At 51.3% G+C, this 13,723-nt stretch carries 11 protein-coding genes; 6 read left to right on the top strand and 5 right to left on the bottom strand.

The window, feature by feature from the left end; all coding sequences use genetic code 11:
• Positions 1 to 86 precede the first annotated feature (86 nt).
• Complete coding sequence (locus AB1K62_RS07065; RefSeq protein ID WP_367002460.1) at positions 87 to 725, bottom strand: hypothetical protein; 639 nt, start codon at positions 723 to 725, stop codon at positions 87 to 89.
• Between the two features lie 208 nt (positions 726 to 933).
• The gene (locus AB1K62_RS07060; RefSeq protein ID WP_367002458.1) at positions 934 to 1,656 is read right to left on the bottom strand and encodes an OmpA family protein; all 723 of its coding nucleotides are present in this window, start codon (positions 1,654 to 1,656) and stop codon (positions 934 to 936) included.
• A 284-nt stretch (positions 1,657 to 1,940) separates the two neighbouring features.
• On the opposite strand from AB1K62_RS07060, the gene AB1K62_RS07055 reads away from it, so the two are divergent.
• The gene (locus AB1K62_RS07055; RefSeq protein ID WP_367002456.1) at positions 1,941 to 3,152 is read left to right on the top strand and encodes an FAD-dependent monooxygenase; all 1,212 of its coding nucleotides are present in this window, start codon (positions 1,941 to 1,943) and stop codon (positions 3,150 to 3,152) included.
• Positions 3,153 to 3,201: 49 nt separating this feature from the next.
• On the opposite strand, the gene purD is transcribed toward AB1K62_RS07055, so the two are convergent.
• Positions 3,202 to 4,482 (bottom strand): phosphoribosylamine--glycine ligase, encoded by a 1,281-nt coding sequence (purD, locus tag AB1K62_RS07050; protein WP_367002454.1) that lies wholly within the window; start codon positions 4,480 to 4,482, stop codon positions 3,202 to 3,204.
• On the opposite strand from purD, the gene xseA reads away from it, so the two are divergent.
• The 3 genes from xseA (at position 4,481) to AB1K62_RS07035 (ending at position 7,197) form a co-directional block, all read left to right on the top strand.
• On the top strand, positions 4,481 to 6,007 hold the full coding sequence (xseA, locus tag AB1K62_RS07045; protein WP_367002452.1) for an exodeoxyribonuclease VII large subunit: 1,527 nt from the start codon (positions 4,481 to 4,483) through the stop codon (positions 6,005 to 6,007). The two genes, purD and xseA, sit on opposite strands and share 2 nt — an antisense overlap.
• 78 nt (positions 6,008 to 6,085) lie before the next feature.
• The gene (locus AB1K62_RS07040; RefSeq protein WP_367002450.1) at positions 6,086 to 6,295 is read left to right on the top strand and encodes a DUF2093 domain-containing protein; all 210 of its coding nucleotides are present in this window, start codon (positions 6,086 to 6,088) and stop codon (positions 6,293 to 6,295) included.
• Entirely contained in the window at positions 6,295 to 7,197 is a 903-nt protein-coding gene (locus AB1K62_RS07035) for a M23 family metallopeptidase (protein ID WP_367002449.1), read from the top strand. Before AB1K62_RS07040 ends, AB1K62_RS07035 begins: the two co-directional genes overlap by 1 nt.
• Positions 7,198 to 7,246: 49 nt before the next feature.
• Here the strand turns inward: AB1K62_RS07035 and AB1K62_RS07030 are convergent, their stop codons facing one another.
• Positions 7,247 to 7,819 (bottom strand): hypothetical protein, encoded by a 573-nt coding sequence (locus AB1K62_RS07030; protein WP_367002447.1) that lies wholly within the window; start codon positions 7,817 to 7,819, stop codon positions 7,247 to 7,249.
• Positions 7,820 to 8,257: 438 nt separating this feature from the next.
• Here AB1K62_RS07030 and AB1K62_RS07025 point away from each other — a divergent pair, with 438 nt between their 5' ends.
• Positions 8,258 to 11,107, top strand: coding sequence for a TonB-dependent receptor (locus AB1K62_RS07025; RefSeq protein ID WP_367002445.1), 2,850 nt, complete (start codon positions 8,258 to 8,260; stop codon positions 11,105 to 11,107).
• Between the two features lie 102 nt (positions 11,108 to 11,209).
• The gene (locus AB1K62_RS07020; protein WP_367002443.1) at positions 11,210 to 12,700 is read left to right on the top strand and encodes a putative 2OG-Fe(II) oxygenase; all 1,491 of its coding nucleotides are present in this window, start codon (positions 11,210 to 11,212) and stop codon (positions 12,698 to 12,700) included.
• Here AB1K62_RS07020 and AB1K62_RS07015 read toward each other — a convergent pair.
• Entirely contained in the window at positions 12,692 to 13,723 is a 1,032-nt protein-coding gene (locus AB1K62_RS07015) for a hypothetical protein (RefSeq protein ID WP_367002442.1), read from the bottom strand. The genes AB1K62_RS07020 and AB1K62_RS07015 overlap by 9 nt on opposite strands.

The following is a 13,723-nucleotide window of genomic DNA, read 5'->3' as shown; positions in this document are numbered from 1 at the left end:
ACTGACACTAATATCAGCGGTCCTGTGGAAAATCGGGCCTTGCCAATCTTGCTTTAAGTGGCCGAGATCAGAATATGGGGCAAAGGTCAGAGCTTGCCGTATTTCTGTTCAAAACCTGCAATATCGTCTTTAGCCAGAAATTTGGCCTGACCAATCCATGAATCGCGCGTGATCCGTCCGCTAAAGCTGCCCAGATATTTATCGACTTCTTCAATCTCCGCTTCTTTCCATTCGGCGATCTGGTCAAACCGCGTAATACCCAGATCATTAAGCAGAGTGTTCAGCTTGGGACCAACCCCTTTGATGAGCCGCAGGTTATCCGGTTCGCCCACTGCAGGCGGAATATCGGGTTTTCCGGGCGGTGGCGGAGGTGTTTCGGTAACAGGCTGCTTGCGACGGGGTGTCGGGGCTGGCGCCGCAGTTGGAGTTGGAACTGGCGACGGGGCCGGCACAACAGCTGGCTTGGCAACAGGCTCTGAAGGCGTAGGTGCTGGTGTAGTGGGCGCGGCTTTCGGTTCAGTTCTAACTGGTGCAGGTTCAGCCTTTGGTGCAGGCGGCGCGGTAGGTACGGCTTTGCCGGCTTTATCGAGCAAGCCGTCATCAGCGTTAAATTGATCAGCAGTATTATCACGGCCAGACTTTGCCCAGATCCAGAATGCCGTGGCGACACCAATGATTATAGCAATCAGGAAGAACAGCCAATTTGCGGAAATCAGCTCTGTCATTATGTTAACCCCTATATTCGGCACTATCTATGGCCGGCAGAATTATGATGTTTCGCTGCCAACCCGTGCGATCTAAAGTTCTAATCAATTGCGGCCTCTGCCCCAGATGAGCCAGCCAATCCCGAGGCCAATTGCAAAAGTCACGAGCATGAGCAACAGATTTTCGATTAGTAGTGGCATCGTTCATTTCTCCTGTTGCGAATCCGCATCATTTATTCCCATTTTCAGCCAATTTGCTTGATGCAGACACCTTAAATTCAATTCTGCGGTTCTGTGCATCTGCTTCGGCGCCGCTTCCTTTTGCCAGCGGCTGCGTTGCGCCATAGCCGGTCGCGGTGACAAGGTTTTCCGGAATACCCCGCTCGATCAAGCCAGCACGAACCCGGTCGGCACGTTCCTGTGACATGATAGCGTTGACCTCTGCATCGCCAGCGTCATCAGTATGTCCGCCAACAGCTATCATTAGCCCGGTACAGGGTTTGAACGCAGCGGCGACTTCATCAAGTATTTTGTTTGAAACAGGCGAAATATAGGCGCTGCCGGAACGGAAGCTGAGCTTTTTACCTTCAATCGCTTTATCCACAATGCCCTGACATTCCTTGACGACTGTTTCCGTAGCAAGGGCATCCGCCGGATCGGCGGTCCGTTCGTCATCAGCCCAATAGGCATTGGAAACGCCGGGAATAGCCGAAACGGTCTTTACAGCCTGTTGTTGAATATCGCCCGAAACATCCCCCTCCAGAAGCGCTTTGCGCGATAACGGGTCATGCGGAAAAGACACGCTAACAGCATCCATGCCCTGGGCTGTTAATTCTGTCCGGGCCGTATTTTCAAGTCCGGATATGAAGCGATCACCAGTTGCGTAATGCCCGGCCAGCGTCAAAACCACTGTCGCGACCGCACCGGTTATTATCTTTCCGCCCATTTCCATTACGGACTCCCCCTGATCAATAAGTGCTAATATGGTCCATCCGCTAAAATGGAGTATAATTAAGGATGAGTCCAGTTTGTCTGTTACAGGCGAAGGCCGAATATTCGATGAGCCGGGCTGTATTTGTCCCTATGTGAGACATGGGGACAGGAAATATGCTGATTATATCGGGGTCGCATCCTTGGCCGGTGCTCTTTACAGGTTGATAGCGAATCAAAAACGGCTTTGATGAGGCTTGATGAGCAGGGCCGGTCCAAAGATAATAGCGCGTCAGGATTGATTGAATGAAAGCGGTGATAGCAGGCGGTGGTATTGGCGGATTAAATGCCGCGCTGTGTTTTCATATGTTTGGCTGGGATGTCGAAATATGCGAGCGAGCTGCTGCGCTTGGTGAAGTTGGTGCAGGGTTGCAAATCAGCCCCAACGGGATGAAAGTGCTACGCGCCCTGAACATCGACAAACAGGTTGAGACCGCCGGGTTTCGCCCACGCGCTACCCAGTTGAGGATGGGCCATTTAGGGATGCGCCACTCTCGCACCGGGAAAACAGCTCAGCCTATTTTTACTGTCCCGATGACGGACTATGAAAAGATATTTGGCGCACCCTATCTGCATATTCACCGGGCTGATCTGGTTGCTATATTGAAAGAGGCTCTGGAGGAGCGGACATCGGCTGTAATCAGGACCGGCGCTACCGTCACCGGCTACGGGCAAAATGAAAATAAAGCATGGGCATTGCTGGCAGACGGATCACGGGTGGCGGGTGATATTCTGGTCGGCGCGGACGGTATCCGCTCGACCATTCGCGCGCAAATGGTCGGTTCAGAAAAACCTGATTTTACCGGCAATACCGCTTGGCGGGTCGTGGTGCCTGTGGAAAAACTTGGACGAAATGCGCCGTTGCCGGTTTCCACTATCTGGCTGGGTGAGGGCAAACATGGAGTCACCTATCTGCTTCGGGGCGGCAGGCTTGCCAATTTTGTCGGCGTGGTTGAGCGTGATGACTGGCATAATGAAAACTGGACCGAGCAAGGGAGCCGCGACGATGCGCTGGCCGATTTTGCCGGTTGGCATCCGGTCATCACAACCTTGCTGGAACAGGCCGACGCCCATTATCGCTGGGCCTTGTTTGACCGTCCGCCGCTAAGCAAGTGGGCAGACGGACGAGCGGTTTTATTGGGTGATGCCTGTCATCCGATGCTGCCTTTCATGGCGCAGGGCGCGGTGCAGGCGATCGAGGATGGTTATGTTATGGCGCGCAGCCTGGCGGAGAAAAAGGATTACCGTTCTGCTTTGGCCGCCTATTTTAATGCGCGGCATGATCGGACGGCGAGAGTGCAAGCCGCCGCCCGGACAAATATGGATATATTTCACCAGCGTTCCGCCGCAGGTAAACTGGCTTATGCCCCGATGTGGCTGGCAGACAAGATTAAGCCCGATCTGGCAAATCAACGGCTGGAGTGGCTCTATGGCTATGATGTGACAGCGGGAAACTAGAAGAACAATATATCTTCATTGCCGCAAGAGCCGTATTAAGGGCCGTATTTTAGCCCACTTTTTCCCGTGCAACTTCTCTCCAGCCAATATCGCGGCGACAAAATCCGCTATCAAATTCAATCTGGTCCACGGCGGTATAAGCTGTGGTCTGCGCCTCGGTGGTGGTATTGCCCAATGCGGTGACGTTCAGCACGCGGCCACCATTGGCGACCAGCTTGCCATCCACTTCGGCGGTGCCGGCATGAAAAACTTTCGCTCCTTCATGCTCTGCACCGGCAAGATTTTGTATCTGCCCGCCCTTCTCTGGAGCGCCGGGATAGCCTTTGGCCGCCATCACCACCGTCAGGGCAGATTGGCGGTCAAATTCCGGTGGGCTGATCTGGTCAAGTTCGCCCTTGGCTGTGGCCATCATGATGGCAGCGAGATCGGATTGTAACCGCATCATCAGCACCTGACATTCCGGATCGCCAAAACGGGCATTATATTCAATAAGCTGTGGCCCGGTGTCCGTCAGCATCAATCCGGCGAATAAAACTCCGCTATAGGCTGTGCCCTCGGCCGCAAGCGTATCGACCGTTGGTTGAATGATTTGCTCCATAACCTGTTTTTGCAAGGCGGGTGTCAGCACCGGCGCGGGGCTATATGCGCCCATGCCGCCGGTATTAGGGCCGACATCGCCTTCCCCGACGCGCTTATGGTCCTGCGCGCTGCCAAAGGGGATGACATTTTTGCCGTCGGTAATCGCAAAGAAACTGGCTTCTTCTCCGCTCAGGAACTCCTCGATCACCACTTCCGCGCCGGCATCGCCAAAGCCGCCATCAAACATCATCGCAACGGCGTCCTCGGCCTGCTCACGGGTTTCAGCGATAATCACGCCTTTACCAGCGGCCAGTCCATCGGCCTTAATGACCACGGGGATCGAAAATCTGTCGAGCGCAGCCAGCGCATCTGCCTGATTGGTGGCGCGAATATATCCAGCAGTCGGAATATCAGCGCGCGCGCACAGATCTTTGGTAAAGCCTTTTGATCCTTCAAGTTGAGCGGGGGCTTTGTCAGGGCCGAATACGAAAATATCAGCGGTGCGTAGGCTTTCGGCCAGCCCGTCAACCAACGGCGCTTCCGGCCCGATAACGACCAGATCAATATCATTATGGCCGCAAAATAATATTACCTCAGCATGATCCGACACATCCAGTTTTACGCACTCTGCATGATGCGCTATGCCGGGATTACCCGGGCTGGCGTAAAATTTCTCTACTGACGGGGATTGTGCTAACTTCCATGCCAAGGCATGTTCACGACCACCGGAGCCGAGCAACAGGATATTCATGGACGATTCCCTTTCTTTAGACGAAAAATTACTGGGTGGTGGGCTGTTAGCGGAGAGCGGCGCTGGCGACAATGCTGCTCCGCTATCTGTTTCGGAAATTTCCGGTTCACTGAAACGGGTGGTGGAAGACCGTTTCGGCTATGTACGGATCAGAGGAGAGATTTCCGGCTATAAACGTGCGGCCTCGGGGCATGTTTATCTCGCGCTGAAAGATGACAGGGCGGTGCTGGATGGTGTGATGTGGAAAGGCAATGCCGGACGGCTGCCGTTCAAGCCGGAGGACGGGGTTGAAGTTGTCGTCTCCGGCAAGCTGACTACCTATCCGGGGCGTTCCAAATATCAGGTCGTAATCGACAAGATGGAACTGGCGGGCGAAGGCGCGTTGATGCAGCTTTTTGAGAAGCTGAAAGCCAAGTTGCAGGGTGAGGGGCTGTTCGACCAGAACCGCAAACGCGCCATCCCGTTCCTGCCGAAAACCATTGGCGTGGTGACATCGCCGACCGGATCGGTGATTCGCGATATATTACACCGGCTGGCCGATCGCTGTCCGACTCATGTAATGGTTTGGCCGGTATTGGTTCAGGGCGAGGGGGCCGCCAAACAGATTGCAGGGGCGATAAACGGCTTTTCGAATATGGAGCCCGGCGGAGAGAGAGGCGAAGATAACGGCGCATTGGCGCGGCCCGATTTGATTATCGTCGCGCGCGGCGGTGGTTCTATCGAGGATCTGTGGTGCTTTAACGAAGAAGAGGTCGTTCGCGCGGTGGCAGATTGCTCGATTCCGGTCATTTCAGCAGTGGGCCATGAAACGGATACGACCCTATGTGACTTTGCTGCCGATTTGCGTGTGCCAACCCCGACAGCCGCAGCAGAAATGGCGGTCCCGGTTCGCGCTGAATGGCTGGCGTCGCTCAATGAAACCAATGCGCGGATGGCGTGGTCGGTGCAGCGCGGCTTTGCAACAGCGCAGGAACGGCTGGAAGCGCAGCGCCGCCTGATGCCCGCACTAACCGACTTGCTGCGTCCCCATCAACAGCGGGTGGATGAACTGACGGATGGTATGAAATATGCCATGGGCCAGAATGTTGCACAGGCTCGCAACCGTTTTTCCGTATCGGAAGGTGCACTAAGGCCCGCTATTTTGCGGCAGCGGCTGGATGCGGCCAAAAGCAGGTTAGAGAGATTTGAATTGCCGGTGCAACTGGTTGGGCGTCCGCTCAAAGATGCGAAGCAACGGCTTGCCAATCTGTGGCGGCTGGCAGAGCAAGTGTCACCCGACGGCCCGTTAAAACGCGGCTATGCCAGAGTGTCAGCGCTGGACGAAAGCGTGATTGGTAGTCGCGAAGCAGCAATGAAGGCAGGCGCGGTGCATTTGCACTTCCATGATGGTAAAGTGGCGGCGCAGATTACCGATAGCCCGGTCGCAACGCCCGAATTGGCCGCCAATAAACCGCGTCGCGTGGTCAAGCCAAAGACGACCGGTAACAAAAACCCGGCGGATGACAGGCAGCAAGATTTGTTTTAAGCATATTCTTTTGTTATTAAGTCCGTAAATATTTGCCTGTAAATCACGGGTAAAGGCTACACAATGTAAGGTTTTTCTATGTTAATGTCTCATCGCAACAAAGTAGCAAAGCTCCACTATATGCCGAACGGGTTTCGGCCGCTGTCATCCGGTGATCATGTAGTGTGCGCTGTGACCGGTGAACATATTGCTTTGGAGGAACTGCGTTATTGGAGTGTAGAGAAGCAGGAGCCTTATGCATCCGCGCAGATTTCGGCGCAGGCGCACTTGTCCGACGGAGAAGCGTAATGGCGCTTGGTAAGAATATTATGTTCGGTTCGCTTGGCTTGGCCGCTATTGCCGGACTATCGCTGCCTGTTGCCTCGATCTCCGCAGAAACAGCAAGCGAAGAAACTGCCGAAGCAGCGGAGCAGTCCGCCTTTCGCAAAGCCGTGAAATTCGGCTTTTCGGGCCAAGAGATTCAAGGCGGCGTCATGTTGGGCGATGCCCCGGCGGGCACAGCTAGCCTGTCTTTCAATGGCAAGTCTATTCCGGTTGACGAGGACGGCAAGTTTATTATTGCCTTTAACCGCGATGCCGGTCAATCCGCGCAAATGGTGGCAACGCTGGAAAATGGCGAGACCGTCCGGAAGTTTTTCCATATCGCTCCGCGTGACTGGAAAATAGAGCATGTAAATGTCGCCAGACGCAGCGGCGGCCCCAGTGCAGCATTCATGGCGGTACGCAGGCCGGAACTGGCGCGAATCCATGCTGCTCGCCAAGCGAAAAGCGATAGCAAGGGGTGGCGTCAGACTTTCATCTGGCCAGCCAAGGGGCGTATCTCGGGCATGTTCGGATCACAGCGTATTTATAAGGGCGAGCCGGGAAGCTATCACAGCGGCGTTGATATTGCGGGTCGTACAGGCACATATTTTGTCGCGCCCGCAGACGGCGTTGTGACATTGGCCGCGGACAAGCCCTTTTCGCTGGAAGGCAATTTGCTGATGATTGATCACGGCATGGGCCTGAATAGCGCGTTCCTTCATGCGTCCGAAATATTGGTCGAGGAAGGTCAGGAAGTGAAACGCGGCGAACCCATTGGCCGCATTGGCGCAACAGGCCGGGCTACCGGCCCGCACCTGCACTGGTCCATGAAATGGAATGATGCACGGATTGATCCGATATTGCTGACCGGGCCGATGGATAATTAGTGAAGTCGTGTGATACAGCCGTGTAGATTTACGTGCTTTATCTTACAGCTTAATTGACGACCCGCTTTACCTTGAATGCCCTGCCACCATTCAACTTTGCGATAAAGCTTCCCAGCGAGCCGCGCTTAATTACTACAGAATCCCCGACGCTAGGCGATGTTCTGGTGCGCCGTGCCTCGGTCTGTTGCCAGAGAGCGCCGTCTTCCAGCTTGAACAGCCATTTACCGCTACGCATTTCGTGCACGGATGCGATTGTCGCTTCAATTTCATTAACATTATCGCCTTTTTCAGCTTCGCCATCAAACAGTTTGATCCGCGGCAGGGACAATCCAAAAACGCTTCGCCGCGCTTCGCGCACCTGTTCACGGTCGGCAATGATAAGCTGATTGCTGGTTTCAGCGGCTTCAAGTGCAGCGACCCGCGCATCATAACAGGCCAGGCGCTGCGTTGTATCGGACATTGCTTTGCAGGCTATCAGGTCCGTATAAACTGCCGGCGGCGCATTATCATCATTATCCGCAGCTAGTGCCGGAGTGACCATAGAAAATGAAGTTCCCGCTATTATCGCCGTTCCAATAAGGTTGAACCGATTCTGCTTCGATTTGTGTTTCCGTCTGATCATGTCGTGTCCCTTGACCGTTTAGGTGTAAGCATAAGTATATGACGTAATAACGATGTCGCTGTGGTCGCTAGCAGATAACTAGCATATCAACTGCGCTGCGCAATACCGTTGCACCACCATGTGATTCGCTGTTGTGATCTACCGTCATGGGATAATAAAGCCATATAGCGAAACGGCTGTTGAGCATGATAAGTAAATGGCGCATCGGCATAATTTACTGTCCTATTTCCCATTCTAAACTGTGGCATAATAGTTACAATGGCTACAAAACCGTGCCCCGAACCTGAACAGATGCTTTACAGAATGGTGTAATTCCTGCATCTGCCGGCCTATTCCAATGGGACATATCGCGTATTCATAACGTGAATGGTTTAATTGGACAAAATATGAGGCGGCCATTGGGGGTCCTGCTTCTCCAGAATAAGGGACTGGAATAACATGAAAAAATTTACGAAACTGATGAGCGGTTCAGCGCCGGTGGTGCTTGGCCTTGCTATGGTTTCCGCTCCTGCTTATGCGCAGGATCAAGATATTCAGGAAGCTGAAGCTGCTGCTGCAAGCGATATAATCATTGTTACGGGTTCGCGTATTTCTAACCCTAACCTTGTGCAATCTGCTCCGGTTAACGTTGTTAACAGTGACGAGATTGATCTGCGTCAAGCTACAAACGCAGAAGAACTGGTTGGTGAGCTTCCTGGTGTCGCACCTGGAGTTAACAGTTCTGTGAACAACGGTAGTGCTGGCTTTGCTACATTGAACCTCCGTAACCTTGGCTCTCGTCGCAACCTTGTATTATTGGACGGTACCCGTCTGGTTCCATCCAGTCTTAGCAGCCAGACCGATCTCAACATTATCCCTGTTGCTCTTGTAGAGCGTGTGGACATTGTTACCGGTGGTGCAAGCTCCGTTTACGGTGCTGATGCTATCGCAGGTGTGGCGAACTTTGTTACGAAGCGCGATTTTGCTGGTGTTGATATCGGAACTTCTTTCGGTATCGCAGAAGAAGGTGATGGCCAACGTTTTCGCACCGATATCACAATAGGTGCCAATTTTGATGACGGACGTGGTAACGCAGTTTTGAGCATTGGCTATCAGAATATCGATTCCGTGCTTCAGGGCGATCGTTCATTCTCTCAGGACGCACTGTTCATTGAGGGGTCGAAAATTGGCTCAGGAACATCTGTGCCAACGCGCTTAAACGGTCAACAATATGATCCGGCTACGGGTGATCTGGTTGATACGTATAATACGTTTAACTTTGCGCCATTTAACTATTTTCAAACTCCATTAGAGCGCTTCAACGTTTTTGGTTCGGCTCGTTATGAAGTAACGGACAATATTGAAGTCTATACCAAGGGCATGTTCACCAAAAGTACTGTTAGCTTGCGGTTAGCGCCTTCCGGTCTGTTTGGTGATACTTGGCAGATGCCTCTGAATAATCCGTTCATTAACGACTCGATCCGTAATCAGCTCTGTGATGACAATGGCGTTGATCCAGCTAGCTGTACAGCAGCTGGTGCGGCTACTGATCCAAGTGATCCGAATTATCTAGAGGTTCCCACTATAATTAACCGTCGCTTGGTTGAGATGGGTCCCCGTGAAACGGATTATGTCACTAACCAGTTCCAAGTTTGGTCAGGTGTGCGTGGCTCGATCACCGACAATATTGATTTTGATGTTTACGGTACTTATGGCGAGTCGGATCGCGCCCAGACAAATCGCAACTGGGGCCTGAAATCTCTGGTACAACAATCATTGCGTGCAAATGATGCAGATACCTGTGCCGATCCTTCGAACGGATGTGTTCCAATTAATTTGTTCGGCAATGGTCAAAGCATTTCGGACGCTTCGGTCGCATTTTTCAATAAGCCTAGCGGGCAGACCGTTAAAACCTCTCTTGCTGTGGTAAACGGTAGTATTTCTGGCGACCTTGGTTCAGAGAGCTTCCTGTTTGCAGATACGCCAATCGGTTTCGCCATTGGTGCTGAATATCGCAAATATACTGCTGAACAACTTTCTGATTTGGCTAGTGGTACGCAGGACGAAGTTTTGGGAACAGGCGCGCCTTCACCAAGCTTCAAGGGCGAGTATGATGTCAAAGAAGTATTTGGTGAGTTGATCGTTCCAATCGTTGAGAATGTACCAGGTATTTACAACCTGACATTTGAAGGTGGTGTCCGTTACTCTGATTACTCCAATTCAGGCGGCAGCACGACTTGGAAAGCAGGCGGTAGCTGGGAACCGATTGAAGGTTATAAAATCCGTGGTATTTACCAGCATGCAGTTCGTTCACCTAACATTGGTGAATTGTTCTCACCTGTTGTTACCGGTTTGACAGCTTTGTCGACAGACCCCTGTGCAGGTGCGAACCCCGTCGGTAATGCTCAGTTGACGGCAGTTTGTATCGCACAAGGTGCGCCGGCGTCATCAATTGGTAGCATCCCGGTTCCTTCAGCATCACAGATTAACGCTACTTCTGGCGGTAATCCGGATCTTGGACCTGAAACAGCAAACAGCTATACCATTGGTGTAGTGTTGACGCCTCCATCGATCCCAGGCTTGGCAATTACAGCCGATTATTACCACGTAAAGGTCAAGGGTGCGATTACAACACCGACACCTGGTGATATTATTGACCCATGCTATGTTGATTTCGATGCTACGGCTTGTGCGTTGATTAAGCGTAACCCTCTGAACGGTTCACTGAACGGTGGTGGTGATACGCCTGGTCTGCTGTTGCAATTGACCAATCAGGGTATAATCGAAACCTCTGGTATCGATTTGCGTGTCGGATATCAAATGCCTACCAGCTTCGGTAAAGTCTCGTTTGATTTTAACGGTAACTGGACAGAGCAGCTGAAATTCAAAGCTAGCCCTGCTTCGATCAACCGCGAATGTCTCTCCTTCTATGGTGAGAACTGTGAACCTATCACTCCAGAATTCAGCTTTAACGCTCGTACGACCGTTAGCCTGGGTGATACAGTTGACGTTTCGTTGTTGTGGACATGGATTGATGGTGTTTCGCTTGAACCACTCAGCGCGTCATTTGGCGGTGCTTTGGATGAATATTCCTCGATCAGCGCCTACAGCTATTTCGATCTGACGACACGTTTCAGCGTGACCGATAATTTCGAAATGACTGCCGGTGTTCAGAACCTGCTAGATAAGAAGCCACCAGTCGTAAGCTCATTCATCGGAGGAAGTTCATATAACTCGGGTAATACTTATCCGACGACATATGATGCGATAGGACGTCGCTTCAACGTAACGGGCCGTCTGCGCTTCTAATTCGCAGAGACTATAAGCATTAAGGAGCGGCGGGATATTTCCTGCCGCTCTTTTTTTGTATAAAATTAGCGAGGCGATGGTAGTTCAACATCAATGATTAATATGTTCGATACTGACGATGTCATAAGGCGCGCCAAAAGCCTGGCCGGGGCGGGACAATTTGATCAAGCTATCGCTCTTGTTCGTTTGGCGCTCAAAGAAAATCCAAATAATGGCAAGCTATGGCATATGCTGGGGATAGTGCACCGGATGGAGCAGGATTCCGCTGCATCTTTAGAGGCTCTCGAAAAAGCACTGGACTATCAACCCGAAAACCCGGTGATTCATCACGCTATTGCGCGAGTCACGATGGAAGCGGGGCTACCAGCCGTTGAAAAATTCGACAACGCCCGGCAATTTGCGCCTAATGATGGGTCGATAATCATTGGCCGAGCCGCAGCCCAAATGGCATTGGGGCAATATGATCGCGCTATCGAGGATTTACAGCTTATTCTCGCCAGTAACCCATTGTGGTTGGAAGGGCATGAGCTGCTTTCTCAAGCTCGCTGGACAGCAGGGGATAAAGAAGGCTTCATAGAATCTTTTATTACAGCGCTTAAAACTTACCCGCAAAATGGAGCTCTTTGGACCCAATGTATTAATACGTTATTTCAAGCCGAGCGGTTTGCGCAAGCTTCCGAAATGGTTGCTGAGGCCAGAAAAATACTAGGCGATAGCCGTGGACTAACAGTCTATGATGCAATCTGTGCCTCGGAACTTGGCGAAACAAAAAAAGCAGAGCAGCTATTCAATACTTTGACCCCGATAACAGAGATCGCTCTGGCGGTTCGGTACATGCGCCATCTTCTTAGAATGGACGATATTAAGGCAGCGACTCGTCTTGGAGAGAGTTTTATCGGGAACATTGAAGCCAACCAGATATGGCCCTATCTCTCATTAGCTTGGAGGGCGCTTGATGATGAGCGCTGGAAATGGCTGGATGATCAAGCTGGCCTAGTACAGATCTATGATTTGGATCAGCAAATAGACATTGCGAAATTGGCACAGTGCCTAAGATCCATCCATGTTGCTAAAGCTGATATGGTAGGACAATCAGTTCGCGGCGGTACGCAGACGGATGGTCCGCTTTTTGCTAGAATTGATCCGGAAATCCGCACTCTTAAGTCGGTAATACAATCGGTCGTCAGGCAGCATGTGAGCGAGCTTCCGCCAGCTGATCCAACACATCCCATTTTGCGCTATAAACAACCGGATTCGATCAGTTTTTCCGGATCATGGTCTGTGCGTTTGAAGGAGAAGGGCTTTCACACCAATCATGTTCATCCGATGGGATGGTTCAGCTCCGCGCTCTATGTCAATGTTCCGGATAAAGAGAAAATGGGACCGTCACCTGCTGGCTGGCTAGCTCTGGGTGCCCCACCACCAGAGCTGAACCTTGATTTACCGGCCATTCGTCAAATAGAACCAAAGACTGGTCGTCTGGTTATTTTCCCGTCAATCATGTGGCACGGCACATTGCCTTTCGATGAAGGCGAAAGATTGTCAGTGGCATTCGATGTAGCGCAACCGGCTATAATAACTGATTTAGATTAGCGGCGCTTTTAATATCATTTCGATTTCGGCCGCCTCTGCGACTTTCTCTGCCCAGAATGTAACTTTTCCTATTTCATCAGCATGGGGGGACTCGCCTATGGATTGTTCTTCTCGTCGGCCTTGGCGGTTAAATTCAGTCCCGTGTTTTGAATGACTATTGAAAGCCGGACCACCCACAATCTGTCCTATTTGTTCGTCATTTAAATTCAATTGATATAGCTGAGCCATAGCGGAAATTGCGCTATCCGGCTTTTCCAGTAATGTTTCACTATTGATTGATTTTATCCTATCCGAACCGAAGGTCCGGATGAGTTTTTGAAATATTCCCTGTTGAATCAACCAGCCGGCTGCTGCGATCTGTAAATCGGTTTGACGGAAATATTGTTCATCATCAAAACCAAGGTCGATTAGCTTCATCTTATGCAATACGGCAAACTGCTCACGCGCCCATAATCGGCCAGTAATCTGTTTTCTTGCGATTGACCCCAGAAATACTGGTAGGGGAGCATGAATAATCACTGCGCGTGATTCCGGTAGAATATGCATGAATTGTTCAGCCAACCCGTTGACCACACAGGAAGGTTTGATGATTGTTGCTTCAGGCGGGCTAAAGGGACGTGCCAGCAATCCGAGGACATCATGGATTACGCCGCGGGCATATTTTTTGTCGGGTGTCTGAAAATAATATCCCGTCGCATCTTGAAGAATAACCGGCTCTTTTAGACCCATGGAAGTATTTTCTATGTCAAACGCCCGCGCCAATAATGTTGAACAGCAAAAACCGGAATGTAGAATGAAATGTGCAGTGTTTTTCGAAGCGGAGGGTAAAACCACTTCACTGCGATCAAATATTCTTCGCTCCAGATTATCGTGCAAATATTCATCCGAAATAAATGTGACGGATTGGTGAACTTTTCTTGTTGCATGAACGAAATGGATCTTGTCCCCATCAGGCTGATAACGGTGGGCAAGCCATTCCGGGTTCTGGGCTATATTAAGTTTGTTATCACTTGATTGCACCAT

The organism is Parasphingorhabdus sp. JC815, from assembly GCF_040717415.1.
In the GTDB taxonomy this organism is placed as follows: domain Bacteria; phylum Pseudomonadota; class Alphaproteobacteria; order Sphingomonadales; family Sphingomonadaceae; genus Parasphingorhabdus.
Note: the sequence above shows the minus strand (reverse complement) of the source record. Positions and strands in the feature narration are given on the sequence as shown.